This window comes from Nocardia citri (genome assembly GCF_054065835.1).
In genome coordinates, this window is record NZ_JBSUQM010000003.1 from 254113 (window position 1) to 273700 (window position 19588).

The 19588-nt window shown below is 65.8% G+C and carries 21 protein-coding genes; 12 read left to right on the forward strand and 9 right to left on the reverse strand.

Translation table 11 applies throughout. The features are described 5' to 3' along the window. Positions 1–13: 13 nt before the first annotated feature. From ACW2Q0_RS07080 to ACW2Q0_RS07100, 5 genes are all read left to right on the forward strand, one after another. Positions 14–964, forward strand: a complete 951-nt coding sequence (locus ACW2Q0_RS07080) for a DUF58 domain-containing protein (protein ID WP_457187380.1) — start codon at positions 14–16, stop codon at positions 962–964. Further along, positions 961–1965: a VWA domain-containing protein gene (locus ACW2Q0_RS07085; RefSeq protein ID WP_457187382.1), complete on the forward strand. Its 1005-nt coding sequence runs from the start codon at positions 961–963 to the stop codon at positions 1963–1965. Before ACW2Q0_RS07080 ends, ACW2Q0_RS07085 begins: the two co-directional genes overlap by 4 nt. A 98-nt stretch (positions 1966–2063) precedes the next feature. Further along, positions 2064–2780: a 3-oxoacyl-ACP reductase FabG1 gene (gene fabG1 / locus ACW2Q0_RS07090; protein WP_457187384.1), complete on the forward strand. Its 717-nt coding sequence runs from the start codon at positions 2064–2066 to the stop codon at positions 2778–2780. A gap of 75 nt (positions 2781–2855) precedes the next feature. Next, on the forward strand, positions 2856–3692 hold the full coding sequence (gene inhA, locus ACW2Q0_RS07095) for an NADH-dependent enoyl-ACP reductase InhA (protein WP_457187387.1): 837 nt from the start codon (positions 2856–2858) through the stop codon (positions 3690–3692). 21 nt (positions 3693–3713) lie between these two features. Further along, positions 3714–4775: a ferrochelatase gene (locus tag ACW2Q0_RS07100; RefSeq protein WP_457187389.1), complete on the forward strand. Its 1062-nt coding sequence runs from the start codon at positions 3714–3716 to the stop codon at positions 4773–4775. Positions 4776–4797: 22 nt separating this feature from the next. Here the strand turns inward: ACW2Q0_RS07100 and ACW2Q0_RS07105 are convergent, their stop codons facing one another. From ACW2Q0_RS07105 to ACW2Q0_RS07120, 4 genes are all read right to left on the reverse strand, one after another. Beyond that, positions 4798–7227 (reverse strand): FHA domain-containing protein, encoded by a 2430-nt coding sequence (locus tag ACW2Q0_RS07105; protein WP_457187391.1) that lies wholly within the window; start codon positions 7225–7227, stop codon positions 4798–4800. Between the two features lie 193 nt (positions 7228–7420). Beyond that, the gene (locus ACW2Q0_RS07110) at positions 7421–8191 is read right to left on the reverse strand and encodes a S1 family peptidase (protein ID WP_457187393.1); all 771 of its coding nucleotides are present in this window, start codon (positions 8189–8191) and stop codon (positions 7421–7423) included. Positions 8192–8300: 109 nt separating this feature from the next. Then, a complete protein-coding gene (locus ACW2Q0_RS07115; protein WP_457187395.1) occupies positions 8301–9119 on the reverse strand; it encodes a hypothetical protein in 819 nt (272 codons plus the stop codon). A 187-nt stretch (positions 9120–9306) separates the two neighbouring features. Then, positions 9307–10134, reverse strand: a complete 828-nt coding sequence (locus ACW2Q0_RS07120; RefSeq protein ID WP_457187397.1) for a DUF3097 domain-containing protein — start codon at positions 10132–10134, stop codon at positions 9307–9309. A gap of 157 nt (positions 10135–10291) precedes the next feature. Between ACW2Q0_RS07120 and ACW2Q0_RS07125 the strand changes: the two genes are divergently transcribed. Both ACW2Q0_RS07125 and ACW2Q0_RS07130 read left to right on the forward strand, forming a co-directional pair. After that, on the forward strand, positions 10292–10723 hold the full coding sequence (locus tag ACW2Q0_RS07125; RefSeq protein WP_457187399.1) for an NfeD family protein: 432 nt from the start codon (positions 10292–10294) through the stop codon (positions 10721–10723). Next, positions 10723–11955, forward strand: coding sequence for an SPFH domain-containing protein (locus tag ACW2Q0_RS07130; protein ID WP_457187401.1), 1233 nt, complete (start codon positions 10723–10725; stop codon positions 11953–11955). The genes ACW2Q0_RS07125 and ACW2Q0_RS07130 overlap by 1 nt, the downstream gene beginning before the upstream one ends. Before the next feature lie 58 nt (positions 11956–12013). On the opposite strand, the gene ACW2Q0_RS07135 is transcribed toward ACW2Q0_RS07130, so the two are convergent. Continuing rightward, positions 12014–12550 (reverse strand): DUF3558 family protein, encoded by a 537-nt coding sequence (locus ACW2Q0_RS07135; protein WP_457187403.1) that lies wholly within the window; start codon positions 12548–12550, stop codon positions 12014–12016. A gap of 209 nt (positions 12551–12759) precedes the next feature. On the opposite strand from ACW2Q0_RS07135, the gene ACW2Q0_RS07140 reads away from it, so the two are divergent. Continuing rightward, entirely contained in the window at positions 12760–14238 is a 1479-nt protein-coding gene (locus ACW2Q0_RS07140) for a YhgE/Pip domain-containing protein (RefSeq protein ID WP_457187405.1), read from the forward strand. Between the two features lie 137 nt (positions 14239–14375). Beyond that, positions 14376–14687 carry an LLM class flavin-dependent oxidoreductase gene (locus ACW2Q0_RS07145; protein WP_457187407.1) on the forward strand — a complete coding sequence of 104 codons (312 nt, stop codon included), beginning with the start codon at positions 14376–14378 and terminating at the stop codon, positions 14685–14687. Here the strand turns inward: ACW2Q0_RS07145 and ACW2Q0_RS07150 are convergent. Genes ACW2Q0_RS07150 through ACW2Q0_RS07160 form a run of 3 tightly spaced genes read right to left on the reverse strand, consistent with a single transcriptional unit; the run spans position 14650 to position 16353 of the window. After that, a complete protein-coding gene (locus ACW2Q0_RS07150; protein ID WP_457187409.1) occupies positions 14650–15540 on the reverse strand; it encodes a helix-turn-helix domain-containing protein in 891 nt (296 codons plus the stop codon). The genes ACW2Q0_RS07145 and ACW2Q0_RS07150 overlap by 38 nt on opposite strands. Next, a complete protein-coding gene (locus ACW2Q0_RS07155; protein WP_457187411.1) occupies positions 15486–16031 on the reverse strand; it encodes a DUF6879 family protein in 546 nt (181 codons plus the stop codon). Before ACW2Q0_RS07155 ends, ACW2Q0_RS07150 begins: the two co-directional genes overlap by 55 nt. A gap of 4 nt (positions 16032–16035) precedes the next feature. Continuing rightward, positions 16036–16353, reverse strand: coding sequence for a hypothetical protein (locus ACW2Q0_RS07160; RefSeq protein ID WP_457187413.1), 318 nt, complete (start codon positions 16351–16353; stop codon positions 16036–16038). Positions 16354–16515: 162 nt separating this feature from the next. Between ACW2Q0_RS07160 and ACW2Q0_RS07165 the strand changes: the two genes are divergently transcribed. From ACW2Q0_RS07165 to ACW2Q0_RS07175, 3 genes are all read left to right on the forward strand, one after another. Next, positions 16516–16908, forward strand: coding sequence for a hypothetical protein (locus ACW2Q0_RS07165; protein ID WP_457187415.1), 393 nt, complete (start codon positions 16516–16518; stop codon positions 16906–16908). A gap of 112 nt (positions 16909–17020) precedes the next feature. Then, the gene (locus ACW2Q0_RS07170) at positions 17021–17386 is read left to right on the forward strand and encodes a nuclear transport factor 2 family protein (RefSeq protein ID WP_457187417.1); all 366 of its coding nucleotides are present in this window, start codon (positions 17021–17023) and stop codon (positions 17384–17386) included. 223 nt (positions 17387–17609) lie between these two features. Continuing rightward, positions 17610–18512, forward strand: coding sequence for a S1C family serine protease (locus ACW2Q0_RS07175; RefSeq protein WP_457187747.1), 903 nt, complete (start codon positions 17610–17612; stop codon positions 18510–18512). A gap of 242 nt (positions 18513–18754) precedes the next feature. On the opposite strand, the gene ACW2Q0_RS07180 is transcribed toward ACW2Q0_RS07175, so the two are convergent. After that, positions 18755–19441 (reverse strand): TVP38/TMEM64 family protein, encoded by a 687-nt coding sequence (locus tag ACW2Q0_RS07180; RefSeq protein WP_457187419.1) that lies wholly within the window; start codon positions 19439–19441, stop codon positions 18755–18757. Positions 19442–19588: the final 147 nt, after the last annotated feature.

Below are 19588 nucleotides of genomic sequence, written 5' to 3' on the forward strand. Positions count from 1 at the left end.
TCAACCAGTGCCGATGTCCCAACACGCACCACCGTCGTTCCGATCGGGCGAACTGTCCGATCCGAAGCTGACGGCGGCGCTCAAAACGCTGGAACTGACCGTCCGTCGTCGGCTCGACGGTGTGCTGCACGGTGATCACCTCGGCTTGATTCCGGGCCCCGGCTCGGAGCCGGGCGAGGCCAGGACCTATCAGCCGGGCGACGATGTGCGGCAGATGGATTGGTCGGTCACCGCCCGCACCACCCATCCGCATGTGCGGCAGATGATCGCGGACCGGGAACTCGAGACCTGGATGGTGGTCGATCTGTCGGGCAGCCTCGACTTCGGTACCGCGCTGTGCCAGAAGCGCGATCTCGCGGTCGCGGCCGCCGCGGCGATCACCCACCTCACCAGCGGCGGTGGCAATCGAATCGGCGCGGTCGTCGCGACCGGTGAACAGCTCACCCGCATTCCCGCACGCAGCGGCCGGGTGCACGCGCAAACGATGCTGCGCGAGATCGCGACGACGCCGCACGCCCGCGACGGTGTGCGCGGCGATCTGCGCGAGGCGATCGAATCGCTGCGCCGCCCACAACGCAAGCGCGGACTCGCGGTGGTCATCAGCGATTTCCTCGGCGAAATCGATTGGCAGCGCTCGCTGCGCGCCATCTCCGCTCGCCACGATCTGCTCGCGGTGGAGGTGCTGGATCCGCGCGATCTGTCGCTGCCCGCTGTGGGTGATGTGGTGCTGCACGATCCGGAGACCGGGCGCACCCGCGAATTCAGCGTGACGCCGTCGCTGCGCGCCGATTTCGCGGCCGCCGCGCAGCGTCATCGCGTTCAGGTCGAACAGGCCTTGCGTAGTTGCGGCGCACCGGTGCTCACCCTGCAGACCGATCGGGACTGGATCTCCGACGTGGTCCGGTTCGTGTCCACCCGGCGCCACGCATTCGGCGCCCCGAGCGGACGGGCGCCGCGCCAGTGAGTATTTCGCATTTCACCGCGCTGGTCTGGCTCGGCTTCCTCGCCGTGGTCGTGCTGATCGCGTTGGGCTACATCCTTGTTCAGCGCAGCCGCCACCGGCACATGCTGCAGTTCACCAATATGGAGCTGCTGGAGAAGGTCGCCCCGTCGCGGCCGAGTCCCATGCGGCATGTGCCGGTCGCGCTGCTGCTGGTCGGTCTGGTGTTCCTGACCATCGCGGCCGCGGGGCCGACGGCGGTCAAGAAGGTGCCGCGCAATCGCGCGACAGTCGTTCTGGTGATGGACGTTTCGCTGTCCATGGAGGCCACCGATGTGCCGCCGTCGCGACTGAAGGTGGCGCAGAAGGCCGGTAAGGAATTCGTCGACGGGCTGCCCTCGGGTATCAATCTCGGCTTCGTCACCTTCGCGGGCACCGCCTCGGTGATGGTGCCGCCGACGACGAACCGCGAGGCCGTCAAGGCGGCCATCGACAACATCAAACTAGCCGAGCGCACGGCCACCGGTGAGGGCATTCTCACCGCGCTGCAGTCGATCGACACCATTGCCACGGTGTTGGGTGGCGCGGACACGCCACCGCCCGCGCGCATCGTGCTGATGTCGGATGGTAAGCAGACGGTGCCCGACGATAAGGATGTCGACAATCCACGGCACGGGTTCACCGCGGCCCGCTTGGCGAAGAACAAAGGTGTTCCGGTGTCGACGATTTCGTTCGGCACGTCGTGGGGCACAGTGGAGATTCCGGACCAGGACGGTAAGGGTGCCCAGCGTGTCAAGGTGCCCGTCGACGACGATGCGTTGCGTGAGATCGCCAAACTCTCCGGCGGCGATTTCTACACCGCCTCCAGCCTCACCGAGCTGACCGCCGTCTACGACACACTCGAAGAACAGATCGGCTACGAGATGACCAGGGGCGATGCCAGCAGACCATGGCTTTTGCTCGGCATGCTCGTCGTCGCTGCCGGTGTAGTTACCGGCTTGCTCTATCGTCAACGCCTGCCGTAGTCGTCAACGCCTGCCGTCGCGACCCGCCCGGATCCAGACATAGACACAATGTGTGGCCCGGGCGTGGCGCGCGAACCCGAACAGATAGGTTGGTCCTCATGTCGAACATCACATCCCGGTCGGTCCTGGTGACCGGAGGCAACCGGGGTATCGGACTCGCCGTCGCGCAGCGTCTGCTCGCGGACGGGCACAAGGTGGCCGTAACGCATCGTGGGTCGGGGGTTCCGGACGGTCTGTTCGGTGTGAAATGCGATGTGACGGACAGTGATTCGGTTGATGCCGCCTTCACCGAGGTGGAGCAGCATCAGGGACCGGTCGAGGTGTTGGTCGCCAATGCGGGCATCACCGACGACACCCTGCTGATGCGGATGACCGAGGAGCAGTTCACCAAGGTCATCGATGCGAACCTGACCGGTGCGTTCCGTTGCGCCAAGCGCGCGAACCGAGCCATGTTGCGGGCCCGTTGGGGTCGGATGATTTTCCTCGGCTCCGTGGTCGGTCTCGCCGGTCAAGCCGGGCAGATCAATTACGCCGCATCCAAGGCCGGTGTCATCGGTCTGGCGCGCTCGGTCACCCGTGAGCTCGGTTCGCGTTCGATCACCGCGAATGTGGTCGCCCCGGGCTTCATCGAGACCGATATGACCGCTGAACTGCCCGACGATCTGCGCGATATGGCGAAGAAGTTCATTCCGCTGCAGCGTCTGGGCCAGCCGGAAGATGTCGCGGCCGTGGTCAGCTTCCTCGCGTCCGAGGATTCGCGCTACGTATCCGGTGCGGTGATTCCGGTTGACGGCGGCATGGGCATGGGTCACTGAGCCAACCGAAAAGCGCCGCGCCGCCTCGGCGGTTGCGCAACTCCACGAACTTCGACTGAGGAGAACCGAAAACCCATGGGCGGATTGCTCGAAGGCAAGACCATCCTGATCACCGGCATCATCACCGATTCGTCGATCGCGTTCCACGCGGCGGCGGTCGCGCAGGAGCAGGGCGCGAAGGTGATCATCACCGGCATTCCGGAGCGGCTGCGGTTGATCGACCGGATCGCCAAGCGGCTGCCGCACGAGGTCGCCCCGGCCATCCCGCTCGATGTCACCAATGAGGACGATCTGGCCGGGCTGGCCGATAGGGTCGGTGAGCTCGCGCCGGACGGCCTCGACGGTGTGCTGCACTCGATCGCCTTCGCGCCGCGCACGTTGATGGGCCCGGAGGCGCGTCCGTTCCTGGACGGTCCCGGACCGGATGCGGCCAAGGCATTCGAGATCTCGGCCTGGAGCTACGCCTCGCTGGCCCGTGCCGTACTGCCGGTGATGAACGAGGGCGGTTCGCTCGTCGGTATGGACTTCGATCCGCGCACCGCGATGCCGTTCTACAACTGGATGGGTGTGGCCAAGGCCGCGCTGGAGTCGGTCAACCGGTATGTGGCGCGCGAGGTCGGCACCGCGAAGCGAATTCGTTCGAATCTGATCGCCGCCGGCCCGATCAAGACCCTCGCGGCCAAGGCCATCGCGGGCACCGCGACCGACGACGCCGCCAAGCTGAACCAGCTCAACACCTACTGGGACGGCGCGTCGCCGATCGGCTGGGATGTCGACGATCCGACCGTGGTGGCGAAGTCGATCGTCACGCTGCTCTCGGACTGGCTGCCCGGCACCACCGGTTCGATCATCTACGTCGACGGCGGGGCCAGCCACAACACCTGGTTCCCAGAGAACATGTCGATCAACTGACGTAATCCGAAGGGAGACACCGTGGTTCGGGCCGCCGACGCCCTGCTGCTGCTGTCGTTCGGCGGTCCCGAGCGGCCCGAGGACGTCATGCCGTTCCTGGAGAACGTCACGCGGGGCCGAGGCGTGCCGCGCGAACGCCTGGAAGAGGTCGCCCAGCACTACCTGCACTTCGGGGGTGTCTCGCCGATCAATGCGCTCAACCGCGACATCATTGCCGCGGTACAGCGCGAATTGGCCGGTGCGGGAATCGAACTACCGGTCTATTTCGGCAACCGCAACTGGAACCCGATGGTCGAGGACACCGTCGCGCGGATGGCCGCCGACGGTGTGCGGTCGGCATTGGTGTTCCCGACCTCGGCGTGGGGCGGGTACTCCGGCTGTCTGCAGTATGACGAGGACATCAGCAGGGCGCGTGCGGCTTTCGGGCCGGATGCACCGGAACTGGTGAAGTTGCGGCAGTACTTCGATCACCCGCTGTTGATCGAGGCATTCGCCGAGGCTATTCGTGCCGCGGTGGATTCACTGCCCGCGCGGCGCCGCGACGGCGCACGACTGGTGTTCACCGCGCACTCGATTCCGGTATCGGCCGATATTTCCGCGGGCCCGCCTGCCGATGGTGGTCGTCTGTACAGCCGCCAGGTCGCCGAGGCCGCTCGATTGTGCGCCGCCGCGACGGGGTTCACCGACTATGACCTGGTGTGGCAGTCCCGTTCCGGTCCACCGCAGATCCCGTGGCTCGATCCGGATATCGTCGATCATCTCCAGGATCTGTCCGGCAAGGGGGTAGATGCGGTCGTGGTCTGCCCGGTCGGGTTCGTATCCGATCACCTCGAGGTCATCTGGGATCTGGACAACGAAGCCAAGGAGAAGGCCGAAGAACTCGGCATGGCGTTCGCCAGGGCCGCTACCCCCGGCACCGATCCGCGCTTCGCCCAGTTGGTCGTCGAACTGATCAACGAGCACCGAACCGGTATATCGCCACGGCGACTCGGCGATATACCGGGCTACGGCTGCACCGTCAACGGTGCCGCCTGCGCGATCGACTGCTGCACCCCGCCGCGCCGCCCCGCCACGGCAACCTAGCTGTCGAGGTGGACGTCCACCGTCAAATTCGCTCGCGGCGAGCACCGGTGCGCCGTGGACGCAGCTGATACAGGCGGTACCAGGCCAGCGTGAGGAAGACGGCCCCTAGCCCGGCGACGACTCCCATATCGAGCAGCCAGGTGCCGACAGTGTGTTTCCACAGCGGATCGGCCGCGCCCGAGTGTGGCGACAGGGTGTCGAGGTCGATGGTGGCTGCTCCCGCGCCGAACCCCCAACGGGCTGGCGCTACGTAGGCTAGTTGCTCCAGGACGGGTGTGCCGGGGAGCCGCACCAACCCGCCGGTCAGCACCAGTTGTGCCATCGACAGCACGATCAGCAGCGGCAGCGTCTTCTCCGAGGTGTTCACCGACACCGACACGAGCAAGCCCAATGCCAGCGATGCGATGCCCAGCAGCGCCATCACCAGGATCAGCTCCAGCTCGACCGACGTGAACAGCCCCTTGGGCGGCATATCCACACCGATGGTGCCGATCAGGACCAACACGGCCGACTGCAGGGCGGTGATCACGCCCAGGACCAGCAGTTTCGACATCAGGTAGACCCCTGCTGACAGGCCTGCCGCGCGTTCTCTTCGATAGATCGTCTGTTCCTTGACGATCTCGCGTATCGAGTTGCCGGTGCCGACGAAGCAGGCGCCGAATGCCAAAATCATCAGCTTGGTCGCGGCATCGATATTGGATCCCGGCGCCCCGGCGAATCCCGCGCCCGACGGCACCGCGGCGATCAAGCCACCGAGCAGCAGGGGCATTATGCCGAGCAGCGCCAAATAGCTGCGGTCCGAGGCGATCACCGCCAGATATCGCCGACACAGTGTGCTGAGCTGGCTGAGCCTGGACTGCTGTGCCGGCGGCGGCGCCGGTGTGTGCACTTCCGCTGGGCCGACGTCGTTGGTCAGCCCGACCGCCACGTAGTTCTCGAATCGTGGCGAAATTCGGAACTCACCGGCCCAATCGCGGTCTTCCTCGCGGTCGAATGCCTGGAACACCTCGGCCCAGCTGGGCTGTGCGAACTGCTGCAACCCCTCCGCGGGCGGCCCGTAGTACGCCAGCCGACCGCCGGGCACCAGGACCAGCAGGCGGTCGCAGGAATCGAGATTCGCCACGCTGTGCGTAACGACGATGACGGTTCGACCGTCGTGCGCCAGTTCCGACAGCATTTCCATAACCGTCTTGTCCAGGCCCGGGTCGAGGCCGGAGGTCGGTTCGTCTAGGAACAATAGGGACGGTTTGGTCAGCAACTCCAGTGCCACGCTCACCCGTTTGCGCTGCCCGCCCGAGAGCTGATCGATGCGGGTATCGGCGTGCCGCGCCAAACCGAGCTCGTCGAGGACCTCGTCGACCCGCTCTTCGCGCTCCTCGCTGCGCGTATCACCGGGGAAGCGCAGTTCGGCCGCGTAGAGCAGCGCGCGCCGGGTCGGAAGCTGATTGTGCAGAATGTCCTCCTGCGGGACCAACCCGATACGGTGCCGGAGTTCGTCGTAATCGGTGTACAGGTCGCGTCCGTCGTATCGGACCGTCCCCTCCGTCGCGGGGCGCAAACCGGTGACCGCGCCGAGCAGTGTGGACTTGCCCGCTCCACTGGGCCCGATGACACCGACAAGTGAGCGCTGCGGGATCGGGAAGCTCACCCCGTCGAGGAGCACCTTGCCCTCGGGGGTCCGCACGGTGAGGCTCTGCACCGAAACCGATACGTCACCGGTATCGATGAACTCGCGCAGCTCGTCGCCGACCAACCGGAACGTGGTGTGCCCCATGCCGATCAAATCGGATTCGGTCAGATCCACCGCATCGATCCGGTGGCCGTTGACGTAGGTGCCGTTGTGGCTGTCGAGGTCGACGATCCGATACCTGCCGTCGCCGATTGTGCGCAGCTCGGCGTGGTGGCGGGAGAGCATGAGGTCGTGCGCGACGATGTCGTTGTCGGCGGCGCGTCCGATCCGAAGCGTGGGCGAGGTTATCCGGACGACCGCGCTGGGGCGCCCTGCCGTGCGGGCCGTTCGCGAAATTCGCCGGGGCCGACCCGTGTGGAACTTCGTGACCGTTGCTTCATCCTCGAGGTTGTAGCCGGGATCGGAGACGATCATCGTGTCGCCCCCGATATCGTCATCGGGCTCCTGGCCGGGTTGTCCGTCTTGGCCCTCTATGGAACAGGCCAGTTGCTCGCCGTCCAAGGCGTGACCGAGCTGGAACGTCTCGTCATGGTCGATCAACATCCGCTCGACGCGGTGACCGTCGAAAAAGGTGCCATTGAGGCTGCCCGCGTCCTCGATTTCCCAACCGTCCGCACCCCGCTCCAGAACGGCGTGCAGCGAGGATACGCGTGGATCGCTCACAACGATATCGGCGGCCGGGTCACGACCGACGTTGTATGCGTCCCCGGCGCGTAGCCGATAGACTCGATCCCTCGTCTGCACCACAAGAACCGGTGCCACGAGGGAATCCGTGGAGGACGGTTCACCCGCCATGACGTGAGTATACGACTCGTCCGCAGTCTCGCCGGAGTGTTCGAGAAACCCCGTCCGGACCGTCAGCCCAGTTCAGGTATGGTCCGTCGAGGTGTTCCCCCGGTCTTGCACCCGGTCGACGAGATCGGTGACCGAGACGTTTCCGTAGTTCCGTGGCTGGTCAGAAGCTCACCGTGGTGACGTAGGCGTAGACACCGGGGAACCCTGGGCGGGCGCTGCCCTTGCCCCAGGAGGTGAGGCCGAGTAGGCGGCCCGAGGCGAGAACTGGGGCGCCACTGTCGTATTCGGCGGTATCGGCGGCGGTGGATCCGGCGCAGAACATTTCGGCCGGGTCGAAGGCGGAGCCATAGGCGGCGGCACACGTGGAGTTGGGGACGATGGGGACGGCGGCTGATCGCAGGTGCGTATTCGAGATGTCACTCTCACTGGTCGCGCCCCAGCCGACGATGGTGCCCGTGTTGCCGTATAGACGCGGATCACTCTGCGGCGCAGCTACTTCCAGGAAAGGCCCCGGTCTCGGCTCGTCGAGGATGAGGATCGCGAGATCATTGTGGTGCACGGTCTCGCCCTCGAAATCACTTTCCCAGAAATTCGGGTGAATGCGAATCTCCTTGACCCCCACGATGACTCCGTCGTGCGAGCGCATATCGGTGCGCCCGAAGGTGACCGTGATCGCCTGCGGCAGCGGGCGGGCCAAATCGACGCAGTGCGCCGCCGTAACCACCCGATCAGGCGCGATGAGCGCACCGCCGCAGAACTGTCCGGACGGTCGAGGGAAGAACACCGGGGAGCCGACGGCGGCGAGCCAAGGGTAGGCGCTCGCCTCGGTGGTATCACCGCCCACGATCGCCGTGGCGGGACCGGCTGGCACGCCGAGACCGATGAGGACTGCCGTGGTCAGAGCCGCGGCAATGCGACGTATGCGGACCATGCCGCCTCCCGGATGATTCAGTCGATCTGTCGGCCTATTCAACCAGAGGACGCCGGTGTTCTCGCGGCTTGCAGGACCGGTGGCTGGCTCATGCGCCGAATGCCGGTGCTTACGAATTGCCTCGGGCCGCGGCGTGCACCGCAACCAACCGCGCCGCGCGGATCGCGTCCCACAGTGGGCGTAGGAGGTCCTCCTGGGCGCCGATGGCGGTGGCGGAGGTCGGGGAGGAGGCCGGTTCGCGTTGGGCGACAGTGAGTATGGCGGCGACATGGTCGGCGCTGTCGAGGATTCGCCTGGCGCGCAACGGAATCGAATCCGGATAATCGTGACGGGAGTAGTCGGCGAGTTCGGCCTCGATGAGTTCACGGGGATCGGAGTCGACGGCCGCGCCCGCGGCCGTGGTGTGCACGCGCATCAGGGCGTCGGCAGCATCGCGCACGGCCTCGCGCATCGTGTATTCCGCCTCGCCGAGCGACATATCCGGGCCGGGCGCGGCCGGGATCGCGGTGCTGTAGACGCTCCACTGCAGGGTATCGTCATCGGCCCACTGCGGGATCAGCCCGGTGCCGTCCGCGCCGGGCACGCCGAACAGCAGTCCCTCGCCCGCTTCGATCGCGTCGGCGGCGAAGGCCGTTCCGGTGGGCAGTCCGCGCACATCGCCGGGCACCGGCAGCACCAATCGCAGTTGCGCACCGGGCTGGGCCATTGCTTCGCGAATCACCTTGAGCAGTGCCATGACTCCGGTGCCGGACAGATTGCCGCGGGAGGACCAGGGTAGGTCGTCGCGACCGCCGGTGATCGGGTCACCCGCGGCGATGGTGTGCCGCGGCGCCCAGGCGTACAACGCCTCCAGGATGTCGTCGGGCGCGCTGCGACCGGCCAGCCAGGAGCCGGCCCACACCGTCAGCGTGGCACTAGGAGAGCACATAATTATCGAGCATAAAGGAGGGTTGCGGCTCGGGGGCGGCCATGTCGGATACCCCGGTGAGCTGCGCGCATCGATCAGACGTCCGGTACCGCGAGTACCGGAACGGGGGCGTGCCGGTGCCGTGGACGTGCGGGCCGAATTCCGTGGAGTGAGACGTGATTTCAGCGATTGGACCGAGAAGTGATGATCACTCCGGTTCGGTGACGAAGTCGATGAGCCGCTCCACCGCGCCGATCAGGGGGGATTCCAGATCGCGGAAGGATTCGACCGCGTTGTACACCCGCCGCCACCCCTCCTGCGGTGTGCCCCAGCCGAGTCGACGGCAGATGCCGGTCTTCCAGTCTTCGCCGCGCGGAACCTGCGGCCACGCCGCGATACCGACCGCAGCCGGTCGCACGGCCTGCCACACGTCGATATAGGGGTGCCCGGTGACCAGCACATACTTACCGAGACCGGTGGTCAGCTGAGTCTCCTTGGAGCCGGCGACCAGATGGTCGACCAGCACACCGACCCGCCGCCCCGGTCCGGGCGCGAATTCGGTCAGCCGTTCGGCCAGATTGTCCAAACCGTCGAGATGCTCCACGACCACGCCCTCGACCCGCAGATCGTGTCCCCAGACCCGCTCCACCAGGGCGGCATCGTGGACGCCCTCCACCCAGATCCGGCTGGTTTTGGCGACCTGCGCCCGCAACCCTTCCACTCGCGTCGAGCCCGACGCCGACCGGGTTTGCTTCTCGGGTGCCGTGGCTTTGGGGCGGACCAGCGTCACCGGCGCACCGTCGATGAGAAACGCGGCTTCGCGCATTGCGAACAACCGCACCGCGCCGCGCGCGTCCTCGAGTTCGACGAATTCGCCATCGTAGCTGCGATCGAATCCGACAACGGCGCCGCAGAATCCGCTCGCCGCATCCTCCACCACGAGATCGCGGTCGGCGACGACCGTCGGCACCGTTCGTTTCTTCGATCGCGAATGTCCGGAGAAGATATCGCCGCCATATATGTCACGCCCGCTCACCCGCCCGAACCTAGCACCCGCTTTTTCGGGTTGCGGCGCAACCGAGTTGGCGTGCCGGTGACAGTCTCGGCGACAGGGCTGATCGGATTGGGCATCGGCAGGACTGATGTTGGGTTTGTCGCGCCACAGAAGTGCCACGGACAACTACAGTGAGCATGTGACCGCAATCGTTTGGCTGGTCGCGGGCCTGCTGCTCGCGGCGGCGGAGATGCTCACCGGGGACCTCACGCTGTTGATGTTGGGTGTCGCCGCACTCGGGACCGCGGGAGTCAGTGCCGTCGGTGACACTGGGCTGGTCGCCGACGCCGTGGTCTTCGCGGTGCTGGCGCTCGTGCTGCTGCTCGGGGTGCGCCCGGCTCTGCGGCGTCGCTTCGGAACCCCGCCGCCGATTCCGACGAATGTGGACGCGCTGATGGGTAAGCAGGCGTTGGTGCTCGAGCCGGTGGCCGAGCACAGCGGCCTGGTCAAAATCGGCGGTGAGGAATGGACCGCACGGCCGTTCGATACGACGGCCGAGTATCCGAAGGGAACCACGGTGTATGTCATGAAGATCGATGGTGCGACCGCGGTCGTCTGGAAGGGGCCCTGATGGGTGTACTGATCGTTGCCGCCGTTTTGGTGCTGCTGGTCGTGGTGGTGGTCTTCAAGTCGATCGCCCTTGTTCCGCAGGCGGAGGCGGCCGTCATCGAGCGACTAGGCCGATATTCGCGGACCGTCTCCGGTCAGCTGACATTTCTGGTGCCCTTCGCCGACCGGATCCGGGCCAAGGTAGATCTGCGCGAGCGGGTGGTGTCCTTCCCACCGCAGCCGGTGATCACCGAGGACAATCTGACCCTGCATATCGACACCGTCGTGTACTTCCAGGTGACGAGCCCGCAGGCGGCGGTATACGAGATCAGCAACTACATCGCGGCCGTCGAGCAACTCACCGTGACCACCCTGCGCAATGTGGTCGGTGGCATGACCCTGGAGCAGACGCTGACCTCGCGCGATCAGATCAACGGTCAGCTGCGCGGGGTGCTCGACGAGGCCACCGGCCGCTGGGGGTTGCGCGTCGCGCGAGTCGAACTCAAGAGCATCGATCCGCCGCCATCGATCCAGGAGTCGATGGAGAAGCAGATGAAGGCCGACCGCGAGAAGCGCGCCATGATCCTCACCGCGGAGGGCACCCGCGAATCGCAGATCAAGACGGCCGAGGGCGCCAAGCAGGCGCAGATCCTCTCCGCCGAGGGCGCCAAGCAGTCCTCGATCCTGGCGGCCGAAGGTGAACGGCAGAGCCGGATTCTGCGCGCCCAGGGTGAACGGGCCGCGGCCTACCTGCAGGCGCAGGGCCAGGCGAAGGCCATCGAAAAGGTTTTCGCCGCAATCAAATCCGGTAAGCCGACGCCGGAGCTACTTGCCTACCAGTACATGCAGACCCTGCCCATGGTCGCCCGTGGTGACGCGAACAAGGTGTGGCTGGTGCCGAGCGATTTCGGTAAGGCGCTCGAGGGCTTCGCCCAGAACTTCGCGACCAAGGGTGAGGACGGCGTATTCCGCTACGAGCCCGCCCCGGTCGATGATGTGGAGAGCAAACCGGAGGACGATTCCGATGTCGCGGGGTGGTTCGATACGGCCCGCGACCCGGCCATCGAACAGGCGGTGCGCGCCGCCGAGGCCGATGCCCGCGCACCGGTGGAGGGCGTGGTGACTCCGGTGACCCGAACCCAACCCTCCCCACACCAGCCGGTCGTGCCGGCACAGCAGCAGATACCACCGCACCAGCAGCCCTACCGCCCGAACTCGCCCCAGGGACAGTCCTGGCAGCCGCCGTCACAGTAGTCGGCGAAACCGCGAACACCCCGGATCTCGTCGAGGTCCGGGGTGCCTTGTTCGATGGCTAGGGCGCGAGATCGATAGTCAGCGTTGCCAATTGGAGTGCGATGGCGCAGGGGTCGGGTGTTGTCGTGTGGGAATGGTTTTGGACGCGCCAGACGATGGTGCCATTGTCCGCGGCGGCCACCGCGCAGTCACCCGGGTCGTGTGGATTACGGATGTAGAAGCCGGTCGCGGTGACGGTCGCGCCGAAGATCTGTTCGGTGATCGTCAGATGTTCGGTCTGGAAGCCGTCGTTCTCGGCCCGCTGCCACGTCTGCTGGAGGGATTCGCGTTCGGTGTAGGTGAAGGTCACATCGGATTCGCCGGCGCCGCGTTGGGCCTGCCAGACACAGACCGGGGGACGGTGGTGGATGGTGAGAGTGTCGGCTTGCGTGGCGCGGCTGATCTGCTCTTCGGTCAGCGGTGTGCAGTTCGTCAGTGAGTTGGCTGCCGGGGCGGAGGTGGGTTTGGCGTCCGGCGCGGCCTTGTCGGAGCAGCCGGTCAGTAAACCGGCGGCCGCGAACACGACCAGTCCGCTACGCATACGGAATGCGGTCATATCCGCTCTCCCTTCGTCGAAACCGAGTTCCTCGGCCACACCCGTCGAGGCTACCGGCCGGCGTGCCGGCGCGCGGTGCCCGCTAACGGCGTCCGCCGATGCATCGTGGCGAGCGCGGCCTCGTGCCCCCTCATCGCCACCGTTACGGCATGAACTTCACCTGGATGTCCGAATTGGAATGAGAGCACGGCTTTCTCGCCACCATACTGATGACCTTGCTGGCTGCGGTGATTCCGCTGGTCTACATCGAACCCGAGGGCCGGCTGCGCCGAGACCGTGATCGCGGTCTCGGTGATGGGTGTCGTGGCCGCGGTGTGAACAGCCACCGGCAACTGGCCGGTTCGGTACCGAAACATCACCGCTACCGATACGGTGCGCCCATGACGACTGTCGGAACCGCCGCCCGCCATCTGCGGCTGCGGGCCTGGATCGCCCCGATCGCCGTGGTCACCCTGCTCATGTCGCTACTGGGCACGATGTATCTGGCGTACGTGGTCAATCCGACCAAGAACCTGCACGACTTCCCGGTCGCACTGGTGGATCAGGACGATGGGGATACCCTGGGTGGCAAGCCGACCAATATCGGCAATCAGATCACCGACGCACTCGTCGCGAGTCTGCCCGCCGATAAGATCGACCTGCGGGTCGTCGGATTCGCAGAGGCGCAACGACAACTGCGCCAGGGCAAGGTCTACGGTGCGATCGTCATCCCCAGTGACTTCACCAAGCGGCTGGCCATTCTCGGCGCAGCCGGTGTCGTTCCGGGCAACGTCGAGCAGCCGATCATCACCGTGCACACGAATCCCCGGGCTGGCAGCTTCGCCACCGGAGTCATGCAGCGCATTGCCGATCAGGCGCTGACGCGCGTCGACGAGACCGTCGGCGAACAACTCACCGATACCGTGCAGAACCAATTGCGACCGGCGGGGGGCGGCCAGGCGCCGCCACTTGCCGGTGCCAGCCAATTGATGCTCGCTCATCCGATCCAGGTCGTGGTCGATCCGTATCGGCCGCTGCCCGATGGCACTGGACAGGGTTTATCCGCGTTCTTCTATACGGTCATGGTGCTGCTAGCCGGATTCACCGGTGCGATGATCATCCACTCGATGACCGATTCCGCGCTCGGTTTCGCGCCGACCGAGTACGGCCCGTGGTACGTGCACTATCCGGCCGCGGCGATCTCCCGCTTCCGCACCCTGCTGTTGAAGTGGGCGATCATGACCGTCACCGCGCCGATCGTCTCCGCGGTATTCCTCGGTATCGCAGCGGCATTGGATGTGCCGCTCGATCATCCGCTCGCCTTGTTCCTGTATTGCGCGCTCGCGATCATCGCGGTTGGGGTGACCGCGCTGTCGGTGCTGGCCGCGCTCGGCACCGCGGGGCTGCTGGTCAATCTGATCCTGTTCATCGTGCTCGGGCTGCCCTCCTCGGGCGGTAGCGTGCCCATCGAAGCGACGCCGAGGTATTTCGAGTGGCTGGCCACTTTCGAGCCCATGCACCAGGTCTTTCTCGGGGTGCGCGCCATCCTCTACTTCAATGCCGACGGTGCTGCCGGGCTCGCGCGCGGTAGTTGGATGGCGGTGCTCGGTCTGGCGATCGGCCTGGTCGTCGGTGCGGTGGTGACCCTGTATTACGACCGAAAGGGCTTGCACCGCAAACCCGTCGAGCAGGCGGTCACGACGGAATGAGCGTTGTGGGCATGCAATTGAGTGATCGAGCCATTGGAACGCTCATGATTCGTTCCTAATGTGGTGTTCATGACCTTCTATATCGGCGTGATCCTCCCGACCTCCACCCCGATCCGGTACGCCCGATCCTCGGCGATGTGCGGGCCGCCGCCCGCCTCGCCGAGCAACTCGGGCTCGAATCGGTCTGGTCCACAGACCATCTCGTGGCCAGCGCGCCCATGCTGGACAGCACCGTCACGCTCGCGACCGCAGCCGCGGTGACCGACCGGATTCGGATCGGCTACAACGTTATGCTGCTCGCACTGCGCCCGGTGGCGTGGGCGGCCAAGCAGATCAGTACCCTGCAGTACGTATCGGAGAACCGGTTGCTGCTCGGTATCGGTACGGGCAACCCAGCGCACGGCACTGTGACTATGGCGGCATCCTCCGCAATTTCAGCGCATTGTTGATCATTGCGCGGGCGGCTTCGCCGAACCTGGCCTGCCGGTGCAGTGCCGCCCAGGTCTTCTCGTAGTACGCGAGTTCCCGCGGCTGGGTGATGGTGAGACCCGCCGAGATGGTCTCGACCTCGGCGACGCGTTTGTCGAGCAATACGAAACACGTTGTGGTGTAGAGGAAATCCGCCGTCCGCGGGATGATGCCGAGTGCGAGCCGGGGCAGCGGCATCACATCGATGAGGCGTTCGAGCTGACCGGTCATCACCTTGTCGTCGCCGACCGTGGTATAGAGCGCCTGCTCCGCCAACAGAATGCAGATGCGATGGGTACCGTGATGCAGAATGCGCTGGCGCGCAATACGTGCCGCCACCGCGCGGTCGATATCGTCGATACCGCCGACGAAGTCGATGCAGGTCTCGAGTATGGCTCTGGCGTAGGGTTCGGTCTGCAACAGGCCGGGAACGACCGCGTTCTCGAAATTGCGGATGGTGGTGGCGCGCGCCTCCGATTCGATCCGGCGGCGCTGCTGCCGGGCATGTCCGGTCGCGGCGATGCGCCGCCACTCCTGCCAGAGCGCCTCGATATTCGCCAGTGCCGCACGCAGGTCCGGCATTAGCAGTTCGGCGCCGCACAGGCGACACCATTGGGCGAGATCGCCATCGGTCGGTGTTTGTCTACCGTGCTCGATGCGCGACACCTTGGCCGAATGCCAGCCCGCCGCAGCGGCGAGCTGCACGCCGGTCAGATGTGCGGTTTTGCGCAGTTCACGTAAACGTGCCCCGAAGGCTTGCCGGGACTGCTCGACACCGGTCATCCACTCCGCCCGCCGGTCATGTAGTCGTGGTGCGGAATTGCTTTGCTCCACAGTGTGTCTCGTACTGTCCGACAGCGTGCGACCAGTACCGGGTCGGTGGTTACCGCGGCTCCCGCCAGATCGCCGGTCTTGGTGAAGATCGTAAAGGCGACCGTCTCGTCGAGCAGCCACCATTCGTCGTCGGTGTAGTCCGAGGGATCGGCGAGATGCCTTGGCAGCCAGCGAATGTCCTCGCCGTAGCGCTGATTGCGATCGGTGAGTGCGTGCAGGAATCGGACGTAGTCGGTGAGCGGCTCCGAGACCACCCGCACCCGCCGGATCGGCACGCCGCGTCTGGCGACCTCGCTGGTGAGCTCCTCCCAGGCCCGCCACGATGGCGGATAGCAATCCTGCTCGAACGGCGGTAGGCCCGCGAGCACGCGACGCATCGGTTCGGTCTCGTCGGAGACCTGGGAGTGATCATCGGACACTTCGAGATGGAAAGCGTCGCCGCGCGTTTCGCGAATGAGATCGTTGGTTTCCTCGATGGTGAAGAAGAGCATTGCATTACCATTCCCACCGGCTCTGCCCGACCGGGACCGCGATCGCGATTTCGTGATCGGGAATCCGCATATGCGCCAGGGCATCCGGATCGGTGATCGGCTGCCCAGCGAGGGTGAAGGAACCGTACCCGGAATCGAGTAGTGGAACGCCGATGTAGGTGCCGGGTTGCAGCCAGCCGAGCAGCATATGCGGAATTTCGACACGGTTCGCGTCATGGGCCACCCGGTAGCCTTGCACGAGATATAGATGTCGATCCTCATCGATCCACAGCCGGGGCGAGCCGGTGTTGTTGGTGGGTCCGCCGAGCAGTTGGATACGCATCAGAGTGGCCTCGTCTCGCGTGGGCATTGCGCTGGCTACGCACAATCGTCGCCGGTCAGCGCCATAAGGGTCAACAACTTCCGCAAATCCCCGCAAAACCATGGTGCCGCGCCGTGCTGTGTTCGTACCGTACTCGTGGGTGCTGGCAGACAGGTGGGTGATATGAGCGGGTCGGAACCATGGGAGGTTGTCGGGCGGTTGCGAAGCGAAACGGGGTTACTTGGCAACGGGGTGGTGGCCAAACCGTGGGCAATCGGGTTTGTGCGCTGGGATATTTCGGGATCGATGGTGGATCACGATGTGCGGGCGACCCGCACCTGCGCGGCTCGAATGGGCTACGAACTGGTCCAGATGACGGTGGGTCCGCACGGTGATCCGGTGGCGCGGCTGCTCTCGGCCATCGCACGCTCCGGTGCGCATGCGGTGATAGTGCCGAGCCGAGAGCATATCTGGGCGGCGCGGCGCGCGGTCACCGAGATCTGCGACCTGGTCGTGGTCGTCGGCGACACGGTGTGGGAGCGCGGCCATCAATGGCCGCGCTGGTTCGCGCGCTGATACTTACCTCGCGCGTAATCGACTTCGTGATCGGCAGCGGGCAAGGTTGAGGTATCCGCCGGAACTTCCTCCGGTGGTGACCGAAATACCTTCCAGCAGAGGATGATTCGTTATGTCTCGATACGACGACGCGGTGGCCCGCTACTTCACGGCATGGAATGCCACCGATGCCGATGTGCGGGCGAAGGCGGTGGCCGCGGCCTGGCGCGAGGACGGTTTCTACACCGATCCGCTGACCGATGTCGCCGGGCATGAGCAACTGACCGCCGCCATCGGGGGTGTGCACGAGCAGTTTCCCGGCTTCGAATTCCGGCAGCTCGGTGCGGTCGACGGACACCGCGACATCGCCAGGTTCTCCTGGGAGCTGGTTGCGGCCGACGGGAGTGCGCCGGTCGCCGGGACTGATGTGATCACCCTTGCCGAGGACGGCCGGATCATCGGTGTGTACGGCTTCTTGGACCGCGTGCCCGGAGCGTAATCGAATCCGTGACCGGACCGGGACAGGTGAAGGCCGGATGAGTCCGGTTGCGCCTGTGGCGAACATCCTGCACCGGGTAGTGCGGCGGAGCATGCTGGAGAGGGCGGGCTCGATATCGGGTGCGCGCTCGATAAGCAGGATGGTGGTCAGCGTGGACGACGAGTCGATCCCGTTGTCGGGTCCGGAAGACGCCACACGGCAACACGATCTCGATGAATCGGCGATGGACGCGTATTCTCGCTCGGTCATCGCCGTCGCGGCATCGGTCACCCCGCATGTGGCGAGCGTGCGAACCCGGCGCGGGAGCGGGTCCGCGGTGGTCTTCACCGATGACGGATTTCTGCTGACCAACGCGCATGTAGTCGGCTCGGTCGGTAGCGGTGAGGTGGTGTTCGCGGACGGTGTGGAGTCACGTGTCGATGTCGTCGGCATAGATCCGCTCTCCGATCTCGCGGTATTGCGGGCCCGCGCCGGTGCGCCGGGCGCGGTGCGGCTCGGCGATGCCGACAAGCTGGTGGTCGGCCAATTGGTGGTGGCGGTCGGGAGCCCGTTGGGGTTGGCGGGCTCGGTGACCGCGGGTGTGGTGAGCGCACTCGGGCGAGCTGTCCCGGTCGCCTCCCGCCGTGCCGGTCGCGTGATCGAGGACGTGATCCAAACCGATGCCGCCCTGAATCCGGGCAATTCCGGTGGCGCGCTCGCGGATTCATCGGGCCGGGTGGTCGGTGTCAATACCGCGGTCGCGGGCGTCGGACTCGGCCTGGCCATCCCGATCAATGCCACCACTCGCCGCATCATCCGCACCCTGCTCAAAGACGGCCGCGTGCGCCGCGCCTACCTCGGCCTGGTGGGCGTTCCGGCCCCGCTGCCCGCATCCGTGGCCGCCCGCACCGGGCAACCCGCCGGTGTCCGCATTGTCGAAGTCGTCCGCGGCGGTCCCGCCGATCACGCGGGGCTGCGCCGCGGCGACCTCGTACTCAGCGTCGCCCGCTCGCAAGTGGCCGACGCCCAAGGCATCCAACGCCAACTCTTCGCCGACGCCGTCGGGGCATCGATGCCGGTGACGGTGCTGCGCAACGGCGCAATGGTGGATGTCTTCGCCATCCCGATCGAGTTGACCGTGGATTAGGTCAGGTTGTCATCGGCCCCACGGCCGGATGACATCGTCGGCTCGATCTTCGCGGGGGTCCTGATTCCAATTGTCGTGGTTATTGCCGTTCGGCCCTGGTTCGACTGCGCGTACCGCCATCGTTGGTCACCTCCTTCGAGCGGTCGTGGCTGTTCTGGGTTAGCCACCCGCCGGCAACCGCAAACCGGAATCGGCGCAAGGCGGGCATACCCGGTCTCGGCGACGCTGCGCACGCCTCGGGGTCAGTCCGTCACGGTGACCGGTGCGGTGGTCTCGTGCTCCGGTTCGTGGGTCCGCGACCAGCGCGCGTCGATGATCAAACCGATGATGCCGACGGCGATGAGCACCCCGGAAACCACGAGCATGCCGGGGTGGGTACGTCCGGTCAGGGCATCGCCAAGGATAACGGTGCCGATGGTGCCCGGAAGGATGCCGATGACGGTCGCGATCAGGTAGGGCCAGAAGCGGATCGAGGACAGGGCGCAGCAGTAATTGATCACCGAGAACGGGGCGAAGGCGATCAGACGCAGCGATCCGACCGCGAGCCAGCCGCGGCGCTCCAGGCGTTCATCGATCGAGCGGACCGCCGGATGGTTGAGGTGGACGGCCACTCGATCGCGGTCCAGCGCGCGGACGAGCAGAATGGCCAGAGCGGCGCTGACCGTGGTCGCGGAGGCGGCGAGGACTATGCCGAGCACCGGTCCGAAGAGGACGCCGGCGCTGACGGTCAGTACGGTCCGGGGGACCGGAGCCACCGTGACCAGCGCGTGGACCACGAAGAACACCAGCGGGAAGATCGGGCCGACCGAGGCAGCCCAGTCCTGCATCTGCTGCGGTGTCGGTAGTGGGACCAGCATGGCCGCCATGAACAGCGCGGCGCATCCGACGAGCAGGGCGACGACGCGTGGGTCACGGATCAGCCTGAGCACCGCGCCAGGTTACCGGTTGGTAGTGGCGGCCACGGTCAACCGGCCGCGGAGCGGCCGCTAGCATCGAAGGAAACGGGACGAATGCTCGTTAACCGATGTGCTCGCTGAGCTGGGCGAATGCAACGGTTTCGGGCGCACATGAGGTGT